General features: G+C 71.2%; 11 protein-coding genes. 7 read left to right on the forward strand and 4 right to left on the reverse strand.

Translation table 11 applies throughout. From position 1 onward, the window contains the following. Positions 1-124: 124 nt before the first annotated feature. From L3Q67_RS34300 to L3Q67_RS34320, 5 genes are read left to right on the forward strand one after another with little or no spacing between them, the layout of a single operon-like run. Positions 125-907: an aspartate/glutamate racemase family protein gene (locus L3Q67_RS34300; RefSeq protein WP_499185556.1), complete on the forward strand. Its 783-nt coding sequence runs from the start codon at positions 125-127 to the stop codon at positions 905-907. Continuing rightward, positions 843-3,320: a non-ribosomal peptide synthetase gene (locus L3Q67_RS34305; protein WP_499185557.1), complete on the forward strand. Its 2,478-nt coding sequence runs from the start codon at positions 843-845 to the stop codon at positions 3,318-3,320. Before L3Q67_RS34300 ends, L3Q67_RS34305 begins: the two co-directional genes overlap by 65 nt. Next, positions 3,317-10,615 (forward strand): non-ribosomal peptide synthetase, encoded by a 7,299-nt coding sequence (locus L3Q67_RS34310; RefSeq protein ID WP_499185558.1) that lies wholly within the window; start codon positions 3,317-3,319, stop codon positions 10,613-10,615. The genes L3Q67_RS34305 and L3Q67_RS34310 overlap by 4 nt, the downstream gene beginning before the upstream one ends. A gap of 1 nt (position 10,616) precedes the next feature. Further along, a complete protein-coding gene (locus tag L3Q67_RS34315) occupies positions 10,617-11,891 on the forward strand; it encodes an MFS transporter (RefSeq protein WP_499185559.1) in 1,275 nt (424 codons plus the stop codon). 19 nt (positions 11,892-11,910) lie between these two features. Further along, positions 11,911-12,981 (forward strand): SGNH/GDSL hydrolase family protein, encoded by a 1,071-nt coding sequence (locus L3Q67_RS34320; protein WP_499185560.1) that lies wholly within the window; start codon positions 11,911-11,913, stop codon positions 12,979-12,981. Here the strand turns inward: L3Q67_RS34320 and L3Q67_RS34325 are convergent. Then, positions 12,978-13,313, reverse strand: a complete 336-nt coding sequence (locus L3Q67_RS34325; RefSeq protein ID WP_499185561.1) for a winged helix-turn-helix transcriptional regulator — start codon at positions 13,311-13,313, stop codon at positions 12,978-12,980. The genes L3Q67_RS34320 and L3Q67_RS34325 overlap by 4 nt on opposite strands. Positions 13,314-13,381: 68 nt before the next feature. Between L3Q67_RS34325 and L3Q67_RS34330 the strand changes: the two genes are divergently transcribed. After that, positions 13,382-14,236: an NAD(P)-dependent oxidoreductase gene (locus tag L3Q67_RS34330; RefSeq protein ID WP_499185562.1), complete on the forward strand. Its 855-nt coding sequence runs from the start codon at positions 13,382-13,384 to the stop codon at positions 14,234-14,236. 425 nt (positions 14,237-14,661) lie between these two features. On the opposite strand, the gene L3Q67_RS34335 is transcribed toward L3Q67_RS34330, so the two are convergent. After that, positions 14,662-16,134, reverse strand: coding sequence for an MFS transporter (locus L3Q67_RS34335; RefSeq protein WP_499185563.1), 1,473 nt, complete (start codon positions 16,132-16,134; stop codon positions 14,662-14,664). A 103-nt stretch (positions 16,135-16,237) separates the two neighbouring features. On the opposite strand from L3Q67_RS34335, the gene L3Q67_RS34340 reads away from it, so the two are divergent. Continuing rightward, on the forward strand, positions 16,238-17,128 hold the full coding sequence (locus tag L3Q67_RS34340; protein WP_499185564.1) for a helix-turn-helix domain-containing protein: 891 nt from the start codon (positions 16,238-16,240) through the stop codon (positions 17,126-17,128). On the opposite strand, the gene L3Q67_RS34345 is transcribed toward L3Q67_RS34340, so the two are convergent. Then, the gene (locus L3Q67_RS34345; protein ID WP_499185565.1) at positions 17,058-17,681 is read right to left on the reverse strand and encodes a DUF6000 family protein; all 624 of its coding nucleotides are present in this window, start codon (positions 17,679-17,681) and stop codon (positions 17,058-17,060) included. The genes L3Q67_RS34340 and L3Q67_RS34345 overlap by 71 nt on opposite strands. 24 nt (positions 17,682-17,705) lie before the next feature. Then, positions 17,706-20,933 carry an alpha-L-rhamnosidase gene (locus tag L3Q67_RS34350; RefSeq protein ID WP_499185566.1) on the reverse strand — a complete coding sequence of 1,076 codons (3,228 nt, stop codon included), beginning with the start codon at positions 20,931-20,933 and terminating at the stop codon, positions 17,706-17,708. Between the last annotated feature and the right edge of the window lie 39 nt (positions 20,934-20,972).

Raw genomic sequence — 20,972 nt, forward strand, 5'->3', positions numbered from 1 at the left:
CGCGGCACGTCCTAAGGGGATTTCTAAACCCTGCCGCGACCACGCCGGATCGACCTTCGCAAGCGCCACACTCGTCGGCGGTGTCCAGCGGGTTTAACGCGGGCTTGAAGGAAAGGAGCCGGGTGTGGCGGCGGTGCTCGGCATTCTCGGCGGCATGGGGCCCTACGCCTCGGCCGAATTCCTCCGCACGATCTACGAGACCGCGGACGAGCGGCACGGGCCCGCGACCGAGCAAGAGCTGCCGCGCTGCCTGCTCGACTCCGACCCGGCGTTCCCCGACCGCACCGAAGCCATCCGTGAAGGCCGGGACGTGGAGTTCACCGCGCGCCTGCGGCAGCGGTTGCAGTCACTGGCCGATCAGGGCGCCACGCGGATCGTGCTGACCTGCGTCACCGCGCACCACTTCGTCCGGCGGCTCGACCCCGGCCTGCGGGCGAAGCTGATCTCGCTGGTGGACGTGGTGTTCGACGATCTCGAGGTCGGCGGCGACGGCCCGTACCTGCTGCTGGCCACCAGCGGCACCCGCGCGGCGCGGGTGTTCGAGTCGGACCCGCGCTGGCCGTCGGTGGCGCACCAGGTGGTGCTGCCCCCGCCGGGCACGCAGGAGGAGATCCACCGGCTGCTCTACCGGCTCAAGCGCGAACCGGCCGGCGCGGAACTCGCCGCGCAGGTCGAGGACCTGGTCACGCGGTACGGCTGCCGCGGGGTGATCGCCGGGTGCACCGAAGTGCACCTGCTGACCCGGTGGTGGCGGGCGCGGGCGGGCGGGCCGCTGGTGCTCGATCCGCTGCGGACCATCGCCAACGAGCTGCCGAAACTGCTCGAGGATGAGGAGGCCCCTGGTGAACCAGGAATTCTGGACCGATCGGCTGGCCGGCTTCGCCGAGCCGACCCGGCTCGGCAGTGAACGCGCCGCCGGCACCGAGGCCGGTAGCGCCACCGTGGAATGCGAGTCCGCGTCGCTGGCGGGCCTGAAGCAGGCGGGCGCGCCCGCCGGGGTGCCACCGGAGCACGTGGTGGCCGCGGCCTGGAGCCTGGTGCTCGCCGCGCACGCGGGCACCTCCGACGTGGTGTTCGGGGTGCGCCCGGCCGGGGTGGACCGGCCGACGCCGCTGCGGGTGCGCCTGCGTTACGACCTGCCGCTGACCGCGTTCCTCGCGAGCCTGCGCGCCCAGCTCGAAGCCGGGCTCGCGCAGCCCGCGCCCACCGAGGCCGAACTGGCCGCGCTCGCCGGGCTGGCCGAGGGCACCGCGCTGTTCGACAAGGTGGTGCGCTGGGACCACGACACCGGCACCCACCACCCCATGGAACTGCGCCTCGATCTCGGTGAGCCGAACCTGCGGGTGCGCCTGGACTACGCGCGCGACCGGATCAGCGCCGCCGACGCGCGCCGCCTGCTCGACGACCTCGACCGGCTGCTCAACGAGATGGTCCTGCGTTCCGGCGCGACCGCACTGCACGAGTTCACCGTGCTCACGCCCGAAGAGGAGAACCGGATCCTGCGGCGGTGGAACGACACCGCGGTGCGGCGGAACCCGGCCTGCATCCACGAACTGGTCGAAGCGCAGGCCGCCCGCACGCCGGACGCGCTCGCCGTCGTCCAGGGCGAGCACCGGCTCACCTACGCCGAACTCGACGACGCGGCCGGGAAACTCGCGCGCCGGCTCGCCGCCTCCGGGGTCGGCCCCGGCGATTTCGTGGCGCTGCGGTTGCGGCGCAGCGTGCACACCGTGGTCGCGTTGCTCGGGGTGCTCAAGGCCGGCGCCGCGTACGCCCCGATCGAGCCGTCGCTGCCACCCGAACGCGCGCAGACCCTGCTCGCCACCCTGCAAGCACCGGTGCTGATCACCGACCGCGACCAGGTCACCGCCGCCCGCGAACTCGGCGACCGCGAAGTCCTGTGGGTCGGCGAACCGGACGGCACCCCGGGCTGGGCACTGGCCGAACCCGCCCCCGGCGCCCCGCAGCCCCGGCGCGCGCAACCCGACGACCAGGCCTACGTCATCTTCACCTCCGGGTCCACCGGCACCCCGAAGGGTGTGCTGCTGTCCCACGCGCCGGTGGTCAACCTGATCGAATGGGTCAACACCACCCACGGCATGGGCCCGGCCGACCGGGTCCTGTTCCTCACCTCGCTGGGTTTCGACCTGTCGGTGTACGACGTGTTCGGCGTGCTCGCCGCCGGGGGCAGCATCCGGGTGGCCACCGACGAGGAGATCCGCGACCCGCGGCGGCTGCTGTCCATCCTGGACGACGAGCCGATCACCTTCTGGGACTCCGCCCCGGCGGCACTGCAGCAACTGGAGCCGTTCTTCGCGCTGCGCGGCCCGCGGGCGGAACACTCGCTGCGGCTGGTGTTCCTCAGCGGCGACTGGGTACCGGTCACGCTGCCCGACTCGGTCCGCACCGCTTTCGGCGCACCACGGGTGATCGCGCTGGGGGGCGCCACCGAAGCGGCGATCTGGTCGAACTTCTTCCCCGTCGAGCGCGTGGACCCGGGCTGGGCGAGCATCCCCTACGGCAGGCCCATCGACAACGCGCGCTACTACGTGCTCGACGGCGGCCTGCGCCCGGCCGTGGTCGGCGCGCCCGGAGACCTCTACATCGGCGGGAACTGCCTCGCACTGGGCTACCACGGCGACCCGGCCAAGACCGCGGACAAGTTCATCCCGGACCCGTTCGGCGACGTGCCCGGCGCCCGCCTCTACGCCACCGGTGACCGCGCGAAGTACTGGGCCGACGGCACCCTCGAGTTCCTCGGCCGCCAGGACGACCAGGTCAAGCTGCGCGGGTTCCGGATCGAGCTGGGCGAGGTGGAGTCGGCGCTGGCCGCCGGACCCGGGGTGGCCTCGGCCGTGGCGCTGGTGCTCGACGAGCAACTGATCGGGTACGTGGTCCGCTCCCCCGGTGAGGAACCCGACGTCGCCGTGCTGCGCGAGCAGCTCGCCCAGCGGCTTCCCGCCTACATGGTGCCCTCGCAGCTCGTCGTGCTGGACGCGCTGCCGGTCACCCCGAACGGGAAACTGGACCGCCGCGCCCTGCCCGCGCCCCAGCCGCCCGTGCCCTACATCGAGCCGGGCACCCCGGTCGAGAAGGCGATCGCCGAGCTGTGGAGCGAAGTGCTCGGGGTCGAGCGCGTCGGGGTGGTGGACAACTTCTTCGACCTCGGCGGGCATTCGCTGCTGATCACCCAGCTCATGGCCAGGGTCAAAGCCGCACTCGAAGTCGACGTGCCGATGACGGCCGTGCTGGACAACCAGACCCTCGGCGAGTTCTCCGCGGTCGTGGAGGCCGTGCTGCTCGAAGAACTCGACGCATGAGCACGGACACCCGCCTCCAGGCCTTGCTGGACAAGCGGCTCGCGCGGGCGAAGGCACGGACCATCCCGCGGACCACGGGACCGCGCCGGGCCTCGCCCGCGCAGGAACGCATGCTGTTCCTCGAAGAACTGCACCCGGGCGCGGCGACCTACCACGTGCTGTTCCCCTTCCGGCTGGACGGACCGCTCGACGCCGACCGCCTCGAAAACGCGCTGCGCCGCGTCGAACGCCGCCACGAAATCCTGCGCACCGTCTACGAACGCCGGGGCGCCGAAGAGTTCCAGGTCGTCGCCGCGACACCGGTGCAACTGCGGCACGCCGACCAGGAACCCGACCTCGACGCGCAGGTGCTGGCCGAGTTCCGCCGCCCGTTCGACCTGCGCACCGGCCCGGTGTGGCGGGCACTGCTGATCCGCGCCGGGGAGACCAGCCACCACCTGGTGCTCACACTGCACCACATCGCCTTCGACGGCTCCTCGATCGACATCCTGCTGCGCGAACTCGCCGACGGCTACGCCGGCCTGCCCGAACCCGCGCCACTGGCCCTGCAGTACGCCGATTTCGCCGCCTGGCAACGCGACCAGCTCACCGGCGGCGCCTACCGCACCCAGCTCGACTACTGGACCGAACAGCTCTCCGACGCCCCCGCACGACTGCAACTGCCCGCCGACCGGCCACAGGCACCGACCGGCCGCGCGGGGCTGGTCCGCACCCACCTGGACCCCGCGCTCACCGCGGACCTGCACGGCCTCGCCCGCCGCAGCGGCGTCACCTCGTTCATGGTGCTGCTCGCCTGCTTCCAGAGCCTGCTGCACCGCTACAGCGGCCAGTCCGACATCGTCGTGGGCACCTCGGTGGCCGGGCGGACCGTGCCCGAGGCCGAACCGCTGATCGGATTGTTCGTCAACACCGTGGCGCTGCGCTCCCGGTTCGACGGGCGCACCCCCTTCGCCGACCTGCTCGCCCAGGTCCGCACCACGGCCGCCACCGGGTTCTCCCACCAGGACGTGCCCTTCGAAACCGTGGTCGGCGAACTGCCGCTGGACCGCGACCTCGCCGCCACCCCGGTGTTCGGCGTGCTGCTCAACTGGATCACCGTCGACCGCGAGCCGGTGCGCCTGGGCGAGGTGCTGATGACCTACGTGCCCCGCCCCGGCACCGGCCACGCCAAGTTCGAGCTGACCCTCGACGCCGGGGAGGACGCCGGGCGCCTCGAACTGGAACTGGAGTACGGCCGCGACCGCTGGGACGAAACCACCGCCGCCCGCCTGCTCGACCACCTCGAAAACCTCATCCGCGCCGCCGTCGCCGACCCCGCCACCCCGGTCGGGGACCTGCCGCTGATGAGCGCCGCGGAACGCGAACTGGTCACCGGGCACTGGCCAGGACCCGCCGCCGACTACGGCACCCCCACCAACCTCGCCGACCTGTCCGCAGTGGACGGTGACCTGATCGCCCTGTCCGGCGGCGGCGAACAGCTCACCTACCGCGACCTCGGCCGGCGCGCCGACCGCCTGGCCCACCACCTGATCGGCCTCGGCGCCACCCCCGACCGGCCCATCGGCATCCTGCTCGAACGCTCGGCCGACCTCGTGGTCGCCATCCTCGGCGTCCTGCGCTCCGGAGCCCCGTACCTGCCGCTGGACCCCGACAACCCCGACGCCCGCACCACCGGCGTGCTCGAAGACGCCGGCGCCGAACTGGTGGTCACCGACGCCGCCCTCGCCCCCCGCGTGAGCGCCTGCGCCACCCTCGACCTGCACCAGATCCCCGAAGGACCCGGCCACCCGCCCACCGTGCGCGTCGACCCCGACGACCTCGCCTACGTCTTCTACACCTCCGGCTCCACCGGCAGGCCCAAGGGCGTGATGCTCAGCCACCGCGCCGCCCACAACCACATCCGCTGGCAACTGGAGACCTACGGCCCCGCACCCGGCGACGCCGTGCTGTTCAAGACCAACGTCACCTTCGACGTCTCCGTCGCCGAACTGTTCACCGCGCTGCACGGCGGCGCCCGGCTGGTCATCGCCGAACCCGGCGGGCACCGCGACCCGGGCTACCTGCGGCGCCTGATCGCCGAGGAAGGCGTCACCCGCGCCCACTTCGTGCCCACCATGCTGACCGCGCTCGTCGCCGCCGACGGCGGCTCACTGGACTCGCTCGACCTCGTGCAGAGCGCGGGCGAGACCCTGCCACCCGAACTGCGCGACAGCTTCCTGTCCACAGTGGACGCCACGCTGATCAACGCCTACGGCCCGACCGAGACCACCGTGCTCGTCACCGCCGGCGACACCCACCACGGCGAACCCGGCGTCCCCATCGGCAGGCCCATCGCCAACACCCGCTGCTACGTCCTCGACGAAGACCTGCGCCCGCAACCCATCGGCGTCCCGGGCGAAATCTGCGTCGGCGGCGTCCAACTCGCACGCGGCTACCTCGGCCGCCCCGACCGCACCGCGGAAAGCTTCGTCCCCGACCCGTTCGGCGGCGACCGCCTCTACCGCACCGGCGACCTCGGCCGCTGGCGCGCCGACGGGCAACTCGACTGCCTCGGCCGCATCGACCACCAGGTCAAACTCCGCGGCCACCGCATCGAACTCGGCGAAATCGAAGCCGTGCTCGCCGAACACGACACCGTGGACCAAGCCGTGGTCGTCGTCCGCGGCGACCAGCTCGCCGCCTACGTCACCGCCCCCACCCCACCCGAACCCGGGATCCTGCGCGACTGGCTCGCCACGCACCTGCCCGCCTACATGGTCCCCGCCTCCTACACCCACCTCGACCGCATCCCGCAGACCTCCAGCGGCAAAACCGACCGCGCCAAACTGCCCGCCCCCGGCGAGAACAGCGCCGTCGCCAAGCCCTACCTCGCCCCCGAAACCCCCGCCGAACAACGGCTCGCCGAAATCTGGGCCGAAGTGCTCGGCGTCGACCAGATCGGCCGCGACGACGACTTCTTCGCCCTCGGCGGGCACTCCCTGCTCGCCGTGCAGGTGGCCAGCCGCGTCCGCGAAACCCTCGGCGTCCCCGTCCCGCTGCGCACGCTGTTCGAAGCCACCACCATCGCCCGCCTCGCCACCCGGCTCACCGAGGCGACCGGCCCCGCCCTGCCCGAGGTCACCCCGGCCGAAGACCGCACCACGCTCTCCGCCGCCGAAGCCCGCCTGTGGTTCGTCGACCAGCTCGACCCCGGCGACCCGGCCTACAACCTCCCGGCCATCTGCCGCCTCCACGGCCCACTCGACACCGACGCCCTCACCACCGCCATCCACACCCTCGCCGCGACCCACGAAGCCCTGCGCACCGCGTTCCCCGCCACCGACGGCCGCCCCGGACGCGCCCTCATCGAAACACCGATCCCGGTGACCACCGTGACGGCCACCCCCGGCGAACTCGACGCGATCCTCGCCGCCGAAGCCGCCCACCGCTTCGACCTGGCCACCGGACCACTCGCCCGCGCCGCCATCATCACCCTGGGCGACACCGAACACGTGCTCGCCCTGACCTTCCACCACGCCATCGTGGACGGCTGGTCGATCAAGGTGCTGCTCGACGACCTGCGCACCGCCTACACCGGCACTACCCCGCCCCGGCGCCGTCTCGCCGCCGCCGACTACGCCGCCTGGCAGAACCGCCTCGACCACACCGGCGCACTGGACTACTGGCGCACCCAGCTCGCCGACCTGCCACCCGTACCCGGCCTGCCCGCCGACCACACCGACAACGGCGGCTCGGCCGGGGCCGCGCACCACTTCACCGTGCCCGCCGACCTCACCACCCGGCTGACCGCGCTCGCCGCCGACGAAGGCTGCACCCCGTTCATGGGCCTGCTCGCCGCCTACGCCGCCCTCCTCAGCCGCTACACCGGCCACGACGACCTCGTGCTCACCATGCCGGTCGCCGACCGCGCCCGCCCCGAACTCGAGGACGTCGCCGGCCTGCTGCTCAACACCGTCGTCCTCCGCCTGGCCACCACCGGCACCTACCGCGAACTCCTGCACACCGTCCGCGACACCGTGCTCGCCGCCTACGAACACCGCACCCTGCCCTTCGACCGGCTCGTCGACGACCTCGGCCTCGACGGCGCCGCCCTCACCCGCTACAGCGTCACCATCGACCCGATGCCGGGCACCACCCACTTCGCCGACGACGTCGTCCTCGAACCCGAACCCTTCGTGCCCGCGCACTCCAAAGCCGACCTCAACCTGCTCTTCGACGAAGACGGCACCAGCGGCTGGCTCGTCCACCGCACCGCCAAATTCGAACCCGGCCGCGTCGAACGCCTCGCCGGGCACCTGCTCACCCTCCTCGGCGGTGCACTGGCCGACCCGGACAAACCACTGACCGAGCACACCGTCCTCACCACCGCCGAACGCACCGCACTCACCCCCGGCACCACCACCGGCGACCCCCGTACCCTGCCCGAACTCTTCACCGCCCAGACCACCCGCACCCCCGACGCCCCCGCCGTACCGGGCCTGACCTACCGCGAACTCGACGAACACGCCAACCGCTTCGCCCACCACCTGCTCACCCGCGTCCATCCAGGACAGCTCATCGCCCTGTGCCTGGAACGCGGCCCGGACCAGGCGATCGCCATCCTCGGCACCTGGCGCGCCGGCTGCGCCTACCTCGCCCTCGACCCGCACCACCCACCAGCACGACGCCACGAACTCGTCGAAGACAGCGGCGCCGCACTCGTCGTCGACCAACTCACCTTCACCGGAAACACCGAACCACCCCAGGTCACCATCGACCCCGACGACCTCGCCTACCTCGTCTACACCTCCGGCTCCACCGGCAAACCCAAAGGCGTCCGCACCCCACACCGCGCCGCCGCCGAATACCTCGCCGACTACCTCGGCACCCACTTCGGCCTCGGCCCCGGCGACACCGTCCTCCAACTCGCCGCCCTGCCCTTCGACGCCGCCATCCGCGACCTCTTCGGCCCCCTGACCACCGGCGCCCGCGTCGCCCTGCTCGACCACGACCAGGCCGCCGACCCCGAAGCCATCCTCGAAACCATCGACCGCGAACAGGTCACCTGCCTGCTCAGCGTCGTCCCCACCCTCCTGCGCGCCATCCTCGGCGCCGCCCGAACCGGACACGGGGAACACCTGCGCCTCGTCCTCACCGCCGGCGAAGCACTCGACCTCGCCGACTGCGCCCGCACCCGCGCCACCTTCGGCGGCAAGCCACTGGTGGTCAACCAGTACGGCCCCACCGAAGCCACCATGACCACCACCAGCCACCCCATCACCACCGGCACCGAAGGACCCGCACCACTCGGCCTCCCCGCCGCCGGCGCCCGCCTCTGGATCGTCGACCGCCACGGCGACCTCGCCCCCCTCGGCGTACCCGGCGAAGTCTGGATCGGCGGCAGCCGCCTCGCCCAGGGCTACCACCACCGGCCCGCCCTCACCGCCGAACGCTTCGTCCCCGACCCCTTCGCCGGCGAACCCGGCGCCCGCGCCTACCGCACCGGCGACCTCGCCCGCCGCGACCACGACGGCACCCTCCGCTTCCTCGGCCGCCTCGACGACCAGGTCAAGATCCGCGGCAACCGCGTCGAACCCACCGGCATCGAAAACGTGCTCCGCGGCCTGCCCGGCGTCACCGAAGCCGCCGTCCTCGCCACCGGCACCCCCGCACACCTGACCGCCTACGTCACCCCCGCCACCCTCCACGGCACCGCCCTGCGCGACGAACTCCGCGGCCTGCTGCCCGAATACCAGATCCCCTCCCGGATCCACGCCCTGCCCGCACTCCCCCGCACCGCCAACAACAAGGTCGACAAGAAAGCCCTCGCGGCACTCGAAACCCCCGCCGAACACACCCCCGGCACGGCCAAGTCACCCACCGAAGCCGTGCTCGCGTCCCTGTTCGACGAACTGCTCGACCGCGACGACACCGGCCGCGACGACGACTTCTTCACCCACGGCGGCCACTCACTGCTCGCCGCCCAACTCGCCGCCCGCATCCGCCGCGCCTTCGGCCACTCACTGCCCCTGCGCACCGTGCTCGACACCCCGACCGTCGCCGGACTCGCCGCCTGGCTCGATGCCCGAACCGGCCCCACCACCGAACCGTCGCCGCTGAGGGAATCCACCACCGAACTCACCCCGGCCCAGCGCGCCATCCTCGCCCACACCCGCGAACACCCCGGCACCGCCGCCTACCACATCGGCTTCGCCGCCATCCTCGACGGCCCACTCGACGAGATCGCGCTCGCCCGCGCCGTCGACGCCACCGTCGCCCGCCACGAAATCCTGCGCACCCGCTTCACCGACCGCGCCCACCTCGAACCCCACGTGCTCATCCGCTTCCACCGCGGCACCGCCACCACCGAAGCCGAAGCCACCGCCCAGGCCGAAACCGAACTACGCACCCCGTTCGACCTCGCCGGCGAGCCACCCATCCGCGCCGCCCTCATCCGCTTCGGCCCCGGCAAACACCTGTTCGCCCTCACCGTGCACCACATCGCCGCCGACGGCTGGACCCTCTCCATCCTCCAACGCGACCTCACCGAGTACTACAACGCCCAACTCGCCGACCGCACCCCGCAACTACCCCCGGTCACCCGCTACACCCCCACCCAGGAGTCCGATGTGGACTTCTGGACCCACCTGCTCGACCGCACCCCACCACGACTCGACCTCCCCACCGACCACCCCCGCCCGCACCGGCCCACCCTCGACGGCGCCACCCGCTACTTCGACATCGACCCCACCACCGCCCACGCCGTCCACACCCTCGCCACCGAAACCGGCACCACCGAATTCATGGTCCTGCTCGCCGCCACCCAACGCTGGCTCCACCAGCAAACCGGCCAGGACCGCTTCCCCATCGCCGTCCCCGTCAGCAACCGCCCCGACCCCGCCAGCGAACACACCGCAGGCCCCTACGCCAACATCCTGTCAATCCCCGCCGACCTCCACGGCCACCCCACCTTCCGCGAACTGCTCACCCGCGTCCGCCACACCGTGCTCGAAACCTGGGAACACCAGCACACCCCCTACGAACTACTCCACCGCCCCCGCTGCCAGGTCATGTTCGGCATGCAGAACCTCCCCACCCCCACCGCCGACCTCACCGGCCTCACCACCACCCCCACCACCCTCGACCGCGGCACCAGCCGCTACGAACTCCACCTCCGCTGCTACCGCACCCCCCACGGCCTGTCCGGCTGGCTCGAACACAACACCACCCTCTTCACCCCCGACGGCATCGAACGACGCCTGCGGGACTTCCTCACCACCCTCCACCACGCCGTGACCGAACCAGAAGGACGCTGACGTGCGCGTGTTCAACCTGATCTGGGCAGGCCAAGGCGTCTCCCTCATCGGCTCGGCGATGACCACCTTCGGCATCGGCGTCTGGGTCTTCCTCGACACCGGCTCCCCCACCTACTTCGCCACCCTCATCCTCGCCGCCTCCCTCCCCGCCCTCCTCGTGCTCCCCGTCGCCGGCGCACTCGTCGACCGCTGGGACCGCCGCCGCGTCATGCTCCTGTCCGACACCGGCGCCGCACTCGCCCCCGCCGGCGTCGTCCTCCTGCACACCACCGGCACACTCCAGCTCTGGCACATCTACGTCCTCGTCGGCACCGGCGCGATCTTCAAAGCCTTCCAATGGCCCGCCTTCTCCGCCCTCGTCCCGCAACTGGTCACCAAGGACGACCTCGGCAAAGCCAACGGCCGCGTCTCCCTCATCGAAGCCGCAGGCCAGGTCTTCGGCGCCCTGCTCGGCGGCGGCCTCTACGCCCTCGTCGGCCTCCGCGGCCTGCTCGCCATCGACCTGCTCACCCTCGCCGCCGCACTCGGCACCCTCCTCTACTCCTTCCGCTGGCTCCCCGCCGAACCCCGCCACCCCAGCACCGACCACACCACCACCTCCCACCGCGACGAACTCCTCGAAGGCTGGCGCTTCATCCGCCAGCGCCCAGGACTCCTCGGCCTCCTGCTCTTCTTCGCCGCCAACAACCTGGTCATGGAAATGGCCATCGTGCTCGTCCCCCCACTCGTGCTCAGCACCCACACCCCCGCCGACCTCGGCATCGTCAACGCCATCGGCTGGACCGGCATGACCATCGTCAGCCTCCTCATCAGCACCACCCGCGGCCCCCAGCGACTCATCCGCGCCATCCTCACCGTCGCCACCTGCCACGCCGTCCTCGTCCTCGCCATGGGCCTCGAACAATCCGTCTGGATGCTCGCCGCCGGCATGTTCGGCATCCTCGGCGGCTACGCCGTCACCAACGCCGCCACCTCCACCCTCTGGCAACTCAAAACCCCCCAGGACAAACAAGGCCGCGTCTTCGCCATCCGCCGCATGGTCGCCTGGTCCGCCGAACCACTCGCCTACGGCCTCGCCGGACCCGTCGCCCAGCTCTTCGGCACCCCCATCGCCCAGAACCTCGGCCTCGGCCAAGGCGGCGGCATCGCCGTGGTCTTCCTCCTCGCCGGACCGGCACTCCTGCTGGTGATCACCACCACCTACCTGCGCCCCCGCGTCCGCCACGTCGAACGCGAACTCCCCGACGCGGTCGCCTTACCCGTGGCACAGACCTGATCTCCTAGACTGGGCCACGATGCGACGGTCTCGGTGGTGGATGAGCGCGGGCGCGCTCGCGTTCGTGACGGCCCTGGTGGCGATCTTCGTGCTCGCCGGACCCGAATCCCAGCCCGGCAGGCCACTCGAACCCCCCGGCCCACCCGGCACCGGCCCCCTCACCCTCGTCACCCTCGGCGACAGCACCCTCTCCGGCGAAGGCGCCGGCCTCTACACCCCGGACACCAACGGCCTCAACGGCAACTGGTGCCACCGCTCACCCAACGCCACCGTGTACGAGACCGAGGTCCCCGGCATCGAGGCGAAGATGAACTTCGCCTGCTCCGGCGCCCCCTCCGCCCAGGTCGGCTTCGGCGACACCAAGCAGTGGACCGAAACCTCCCAAGCCCAGCGCCTCGGCGAACTCACCACCACCCACCGCGTCGCCGCCGTGGTCATCGCCGTCGGCGCCAACGACGAACCCCACTTCTCCCAGCTCATCTCCGAGTGCTTCCACTCCTGGTTCGACATCCGCGCCGCCCCCTGCAGCGAACGCCTCAAAACCGAATGGCAGCCCCGGATCGACGCCATGGTCCCCCGCGTCGTGACCGCCGTCGCCGACGTCAAGAAAGCCCTCGCCGACCGCGGCTACGACCCCGAGGACTACGACCTCGTGCTCCAGTCCTACGCCGCCCCCATCGGCCCCGGCATCCCCGAAGAATTCCGCAACCTCAACGGCTGCCCCTTCCGCACCGAAGACCTCGACTGGGTCGCCGGCCCCGGCATCACCCAGCTCACCGAAGGACTCCGCACCGCCGCCACCCAGACCGGCGCCCGCTTCCTCGACCTCTCCCGCGCCGGCGCGGGACACGAAGCCTGCAGCGGCGGCCCCAACGCCGCCCACGAGTGGTTCAGCCGCCTCACCGTGCAGTGGACCGACCTGTCCTCAGTGGACCGCGCCAACCACGCGATCCAGGAATCCTTCCACCCCAACGCCGCAGGCCACGCCCAGTTCGGCCGCTGCCTCAGCGAATTCCTCTCCGGCGAAGCCCCCGCCGCCGCCTGCCTCAAAGGCGAAGACGGCAACCTCCACGCCACGATTTCCCCCTAATCACGGGGTAAAGTCTCCAGCGCCGCCATGTTCTGCTCGCCCCATTCGCCGAGCGGCACCATGGCGGCGAGCAGCGAACGGCCGAACCCCGTCAGCGAGTACTCGACCTTCGGCGGCACCTCCCGGTAGTCCTCCCGGTGCACCAGCCCCGCGGATCCCAGCTCCCGCAACGACAGGATCAACATCCGCTCACTGATCCCCGGCACCTCCCGCCGCACCTCGGCGAAGCGCAGCGGACCATCCTGCAACGCCCACAAGATCAGCGCCTTCCACTTCCCGCCCATCACATCCACCGCCGCGTCCAGGCCGCAGGTGTAGCTCCGCCGCTTCATCGAATCCCCCCATACGAACAAAAATGTAGGTACTTCCCCGAAGGTACGCGCCCGGCGAAGATCAGCACATGCACAGCACAGACGTCACCGTCGCCGGCCTCGGCGCGATGGGAGCAGCGCTCGCCCAGGCACTCATCGACGGCGGGCACTCCGTCACCGTGTGGAACCGCACGCCCGGCCGCGTGCCCGCACTCGCCTCCCGCGAAGTACCCGACATCGACCGCGCCGTGGCCGCCAGCCCACTCACCATCGCCTGCCTCACCACCTACGACGCCACCCTGACCGCGCTCGAACCCGCCGCCGGCGCGATCACCGGCCGCACCCTGATCACCTTGAACAGCGGAACCCCCGCCGGCGCCCGCGAAATGGCCGCGTGGGCCGCCAAACACGGCGCCGACTTCCTCGACGGCGCGGTCAAGAACGTGCCGGACGCGGTCGGCGAACCCGGCACCCTGCTCTACTACAGCGGCGAGAAGGCCGTGTTCGACCGGCACGCCGAACTCCTGCGCGCCCTCGGCGGCGACACCGTGTTCCTCGGCACCGACGTCGACCTGGCCGCGCTGTACGAATCGGCCGTCGGCGGCACGCTGCTGCCCGCACTGCTCGGCTTCTTCCAGGGCGCGGCGCTGGTCACCGCGCGCGGCCTGCCCGCCGCCTCACTCGTGCCGTACACGGTGAAGTGGCTGGAGATGATCGGCGCCGTGCTGCCCAGCCTCGCCGAGCACATCGACACCGGCGACTACTCCCGGCCCGCCTCCTCCCTCGGCCTGTTCTACGAGGGCATCGCGCACGACCACGAACTCGCGCAGGAGTCCGGCGTCGACTTCTCCTGGAACACCCCGATGCACGACCTGCTCACCCGGGCCGTCGAACAGGGACACCGCGAGGACAGCATCGCCGTCCTGACCGAACTGCTGCGTTGACTTCTGTGCTGTTCTTTTTGGCTTTGATGGCATTTTCGTAAAAAGCGCTGTCGTATAGGATGTTATACACCAGAATTGTCGGTGGCCTCCGGTTGGCTGTCGATCATGAACCTCACCTCTCGGCGGTTGCCGAACTCCTCGACGAAGTGGCAGCCACGGTGACCAGACCGGACACCTGGATCAAGGTCTGCGCCACACGGGAAGCCGTGCGCGCCGCCCTCTCCCACGCGTGGACCTTCGACATCCCCGGCCATCTGATGACCACTCCCCTGCGCAGCTCGGCCGTGCGCCCGATCCCGGAGCCCTACCACCGCGGCGTGCTCGTCGCCACGGACGATGGCCTCGTGCTCTACAGCGGTCTTGGGTGGACGCTCACCGCGCCGGTGACCGGTGTGCATTTACCGAAAGCGTGGCTGAATAGGGCGTTATACAGTCGTCAGTGTCGCCGGTTTCGGGATCCAGCGCAGGGCGAGCGCGCCGAGCGCCAGGTGCAGGACCGCGGCCACCACGGCGACCGTGTGCAAGCCGTTGACGAAGGCGGCCTTCGCCTCCTCCCCTACCCCGGCCGCCAGAGGAAGCGCCAGTGTTTCGTCCAGCGTGGGCGCGAGGCCGGGTCCCTGGATCCGGAAGATCAGGGCGGCGAGCGAGCCGAGCAGCGCGATGCCGAGTGCGTTGCCGATCTCGTTGCTGGTCTCGGCGATCGCCCCAGCCGCCCCCGCCCGCGACGGCGGTACCGCGCCGACCGCGGTGTCGGCCACGACGGCGAACGAGATGCCGTACCCCAGACCGGCGACCACAGTGGACGCGACGTACCAGCCGATCCCGCCCGTGGTCGCGGTCAGCACCAGCAACAGCAGGCCGGCCGCGACGGAGAAGTGGCAGGCCACGAGCGCGGCTCGCTTGCCGATGCGATCGACCACCATCGGCGTCACGACGCAGGTGAGCGTGAGCACCGCGGCGCCGGGCAGCGCGAGCAACGCCGTGCGCAGGACCGGCAGGTCCAAAACGGACTGGAGGTAGACACCCGCCAAGTACGCGGCCGCCGACCACGCCGCCAGCGGCAGCAGTCCGGTGATGACCGCCACGGTGAAGACGCGGTCGCGGAACAGCTTGAATTCCACCAGCGGGTGTTCGAGCCACCGCTGTCGCCGGACGAACCACCCCAGCAACGCCAGGCCCGCGATCCCGGCCAGCACCGGGACGACCGCCAGCCCTTCGGCGGCGGCGTGCTTGAGGGCGTAGACCACGAGCAGGAGCCCGGCCGCCGAGGTCACCACGCTGATCACGTCGACGCGACCGGGGCGGACCGCCCGCACCTCGCGGAGCAGGATCGGCGCGAGCACCAGGAACAGGGCGAGCACGGGCAGGTTGATCAGGAAGACCGAACCCCACCAGAACCGTTCCAGCAGGACACCGCCGAGCACCGGGCCGATCGCGAACCCGGCGGCGAACGCGGCGGCGAAGATGCCGATGGCCTGCGCCCGCCGCCGCGGATCGGTGAACAGCTCGCTCAGCACGGCCAGCGCCGACGGCAGCAGGGTCGCCCCGGCCACGCCCATCAGCGCGCGGGCGGTGATCAGCAGTTCCGCGTTCGGCGCGAAGGCCGCGGCCGCCGAAGCGAGACCGAAGACCGTCGTGCCGATCATGAGCAGCCGCAGCCTGCCGTACCGGTCGCCGAGGTTGCCGAAGGCGATCAGCAGGGAGCCGACCGCGAAGCCGTAGCTGTCCAGGATCCACAGAGCCTGATCGGCGCTCGGGGCGAGCGCCTGGCCGATCCGGGGCATCGCCAGGAACAGGATCGAACCATCCATCGAGACCAGCAGGACCGGGCCGAGGATCACCAGTAACCCGGCCCAGGCTCGCAGGCCGGGCGGGTTGTGCGTGTGCTGTGGGGACATGCCGCCGAATCTCCGGCAGCGCGCGACGGCCAGCCACCCCCGTGCCGTGGGTAGACCCAGCAGGTACACCCACGACACGCGCTCGCCGCCTAGGGTCGGTGTCATGGAGAGCCTCGGAGGATTCCTGAAGGGTCGCCGCGGCCGGGTCACCCCGGCCGAGATCGGCCTGCGCACCTACGGGACCGCCCGCCGGGTCCCCGGGCTCCGCCGCGAAGAACTCGCCCAGCTCGCGGGTGTGAGCGCCGGGTACTACACCCGCCTCGAACAGGGTCAGGCCGAAACCGCGTCCGCGCAGGTGCTCGACGCGCTCGCCCGGGTGCTGCAGCTCGATCCGGTCGAGACCGTCCACCTGCACAACCTCGCGCGCCGATCATCGAATCCCGGCCTCAGCGAACCGTCACCGGAGGTGCTGCACCCGCGTGTTCTCGCGCTCCTGGAAGGTCTCGCGGACGCGATGCCGGCGCTCGTGCTCGGGCGGCGTGGCGATGTTCTCGCGTGGAACCGCACCGGTCACGCGCTCTTCGCCGGGCACCTCCCCTTCGACGCGCCCGAGGACCCCGCGCGCCGGCCGTCCATCCCGCGCCTGTTCTTCCTCGACCCGCTCCTGCGCGACCTGCACCACAACTGGGCCGAACTCGCCCGCATCCACGTCGCCTACCTGCGGCTCACCGCGGGCCGCTTCCCCACGGACGCGCGCCTGGCGGCGTTGATCGGCGAACTCACCATGCGCAGCGACGAGTTCGCGACGCTGTGGGCGACCGGGGACGTCGCCGACTGCACGGTCGGCGCCATGGACCTGCGCCACCCCACCGTCGGCGCGGTCGACGTCACCTACCAGGTCTGGCTCCAGCCCGACAGCCCCGGGCACCGGCTCGAGATCTACACCCCGAACGACCCGGCCTCCGCCGACGCGCTGCGGCTCCTCACCCACCAGAGCCATCAGGGCTCTGCGTCGTCCGCTCGGCCTCGTCGATCAGCGACCACGCGAGGGTGATCAGTTCCCGCGACTGTTCCTTCTCGGCGTGGTTGGCCGCCGCCCACGGGTGCCACAGGCCGCCCGGCCAGGTGAACTGGTCCGCGTACCGCGTCCCCAGCCCGGCATCGACGCGCCGCAGGGCGAGCAGCGCCCACTCCTGGTCGTACCGCGACTTCAGCTGCCGCAGGTAGCGGTCCAGGTAGGTGGCCAGGATCGCCGCGTCCGCGGTGGCGCCGAGCCGGGCCAGCGCGTAGCAGTAACCCTGCCCGGCGTGGACGAGCTTGCTCTCCAGCAGCAGCTCGCCGATCCGCTTGCGGAACACCTCACGGCGGCCCACCCCGACCAGCCAGGCCGCGGTGAGCATCGGCCGCCAGTTCCCCTCTTCGAGCATCAGGCCCAGCTCTTCGTCGGTGACGCGCGCGGCGTCCTCGATCAACTGCCGGACGAACCCGTCCCGCCGTGTCCCCAGCCCGATGAAGTTGCCGTGCAGCAACTGGCTGTACCGCGGGCGCTCACCGTCACCGATCACGTACCGGTCGCTGAGCTGCCTGATGTCCTCCACCCCGGTCATGCCACCGAGTCTGACACGACCGGATCAGCCGGTGGTGGCGATCCGGGGAGCCTGGAACTCGTAGTGCCCCGAGCCCACCGTCACCGTCAGCACCCCGTCGGCGTAGGAGGACGCCAGACCGGCTTCACCCCCGGTGACCGCCGACGCCGACGCGGCCGGGATCTCCACTTCCGCGGTCGTGTTCACCGGCACGTCGACCGACAGCCGGAAACCGGCGGAATCGTTGCTCCAGGACGACTTCACCGGCCCGTAGGCCGAATCGAACGAACCGGCGCCACTGGTCAGCCCGCCACCGGGCCGCGGCGCGATCCGCGACCTGTGATACCCGGGCTCGAGCGCCGAAATGCCGCCGATGTGCTGGTACATCCACTGCCCCACAGCTCCGTAGGCGTAGTGGTTGAACGAGTTCATCGCGGGATCGCCGAAGCTGCCGTCCGGGTTGATCGAGTTCCAGCGCTCCCACATGGTGGTGGCGCCCATCTTCACTTCGTAGCCCCACGACGGGTACTCCTGCCGCATCAGCAGGTCGTACGCCCGGTCGAACCGGCCGCTCCCGCTCAGCGCGGGCAGCAACCACGGCGTACCGAGGAAGCCGGTGGTGAGCGAACCACCGCGGGAGTCGATCTTCTCGACGAACCGGTCCGCGACCTTCGCCCGCAGCTCCGCCGGAACCAGGTTCATACCCAGTGCCAGCGCGTACGCCGTCTGGCTGCCACCGGAGACCAACCCGTCGCCGTTGACGAAGGCCTGGGTGAACGCCGCGCGGATTTCGCCGGACAGGGCGGCGTAGGCGTCCGCGTCGGCCTGCTCCCCCAGCGCCCGCGCCATTTCCGAGAGCATGCGCGCGTTCTCGGCGAAGTACGCCGTGCCGAGCACCCCGCTCGGCGTCGGATCGTCGAGGTTGAGCCAGTCCTCGAACCGGCCGCGCCCGTCGTCGATCAGGTCCGGGCCCGCTCCCCCGCGCACGAACTCGAAGAACCGCTTCATCGACGGGTAGTGCTCGCGCACGGTGGCCGTGTCGCCGAACGCCTGGAACAACGCGTACGGCACGGTGATGCCCGCGTCGCTCCAGCCGACGCCACCGGGACCGGCATTGACCGGATCCGGGGCCACGCACGAGTAGTCGCCGTTCTCGCGCTGGGTGGCGCGCAGATCGCCGAGCCACTTGCGCAGGAACGCGCGGGTGTCCTGGTTGTACGAGGCGGTCGGCGCGAACACGTTGATGTCGCCGGTCCACCCGAGGCGCTCGTCGCGGGCCGGGGTGTCGGTCGGCACGGACAGGAAGTTGCCGCGCTGGCCCCAGGTGATGTTGCTCTGCAACTGGTTCAGCATCGGGTCCGAGGTGCTCAGGCTGCCGGTGTTCCGCAGGTCCGAACCCCAGACCACGCCCTCGACCTCGTCCACCGCCGGCGGGGTGACGCCGGTGATCTCGACGTAGCGGAACCCGTGCTGGGTGAACGTCGGCCGGTAGCCGGCCGGACCGTCGGCGGCGAAGACGTACCGGTCGGTGGCCGCGGCACCACGCAGGTTCTCGGTGTACAGCGTGCCGTCGGGGTTGAGCACCTCACCGTGCCGGATGGTCGCGGTCTGCCCGGCGGTGCCGGTCAACCGTAGCTGGGTCACGCCGACCAGGTTTTGCCCGAGGTCGTAGACGAAGACGCCCGGTTTCGGCTCGGTACGGGCGATCGCCGGTTTCCGCTCGGTCTCGCGCACGGGTTCGTCGGGCTGGGGCACCACGCGGGCGGTGGCCGATTCGGCGGTGTCCGGCGCGGTCCACGCCGACTCGTCGTGGCCGGGATCGTTCCAGCCGGGCCGCGCCAGCCGCGCGTCGTAGGTCTCCCCCGTCTGCAGATCGCCGAGCACGAACGGGCCGGGCGCGGTACGCCACGAGGTGTCCGTGCGGACCCAGTCGTGGCTGCCGTCGGTGTAGTCGATACGCAGTTGCGCCACCACCGCGGGGTTCGAGCCGTAGACGCCCGGCGGGTGGTTGCCGACGCGGCCGGCGTACCAGCCCGGCGCCAGCGCGATGCCGAAGGCGTTGGCGCCCTCGCGTACCTGGGCGGTGACGTCGTAGGTCTGGTGCTGGACACGCGTGCGGTAGTCGGTCCAGCCGGGCGCCAGCTCGTGGTCGCCGACCTTGACCCCGTTGAGGCTCAGCTCGTACACCCCCAGCGCGGCGCCGTACGCCCGCGCCTGCTTCACCTCCTTACCCGCCGGAACGACGAACTCCCTGCGGTACAAGGGAAGGCTGGGCCGGTGGGTGTAGAGCACCTCAGCCGTGGTCGACAGCTCGAGCCCTTCCGGGCCGACGGTGCCGCCGGAGAACGGGTTCCGGCCGTCGGCGAAGTCGACCTCGGTGAGCGTCGTGCCATCGGCGCCGGTGACGGTGGCACGGTGGATGACCGCCTTTTCTTGTCCTTCACTGGCGTTCACCACGCGGTAGCCGAAGGTGCCCGCGGCGAAGTCGGTCACCGCCCGCTGGTCCACCCGGGTGCCGTTGACCGAGGTGGTGACGGTCTCGCCGGTGGCCGCGACCGTGAAGCGCGTGCGCCCGGTGAGCAACTGCTCCTGGGCCACCGCAGCGGAGATGTCGACGATGGCGAGCAGCTTGTAGGTGCCGTCGATCCGGTTGTGCACCCGGAGTTTCGGCAAACCCGTGCCGTCGGCGACGCTGAGCTGCCACAGGTAGCCGTTCTGCCCGTCCGGCGCGCGGAAGAACATCCCGGCGGCCAGTGCTTTCAGGCTCAGTTCGGTGTCCACGGTGTAGTCGGCCCAGCCGAGTGCCTCGTCGTGATCGGTGAGCCAGGCCGCGCCGCCCCAGTCCGCTTCGCCGAACAGGCCGGTTTCGAACCACGCGGGCTCACTCCACCGGCTCTCCCCGCCCCCACCGTCCCAGACCCGCACCTGCCAGAAGTACCGGGTCTGCGACCGCAGCGCCGGGCCTTCGTAGGCGATGTCGAACTGACGCGCGGAAGCGACCCGGCCACTCGTCCAGACCCCGCCCGATTCGGGCGTCTCCCCCACGCGTAGTTCGTAGGCGCTTTGCACGACATTCTGTTCGTCCGAAAAGGACGCCCAGCCGAAGTGCGGTGCCTCCCCGCCGATGCCGAGCGGGCTGATCCGATCGTTCACGGTCAGCGCGCCGACCTGAATACCGTCACCGGCGGCGGCCGGAAGGGGGATGAGCGAGCCGGTCAGCACCACCACCGCCGCGAGCACCGCGCGCACGCCTTTGCCACGAACCGGACTCATCGCACTACCTGCCTTCCGAACGGGGAACGCGGGGCTTTG

It is taken from the genome of Saccharothrix sp. AJ9571 (genome assembly GCF_021725495.1).
Lineage (GTDB): Bacteria > Actinomycetota > Actinomycetes > Mycobacteriales > Pseudonocardiaceae > Amycolatopsis > Amycolatopsis magusensis.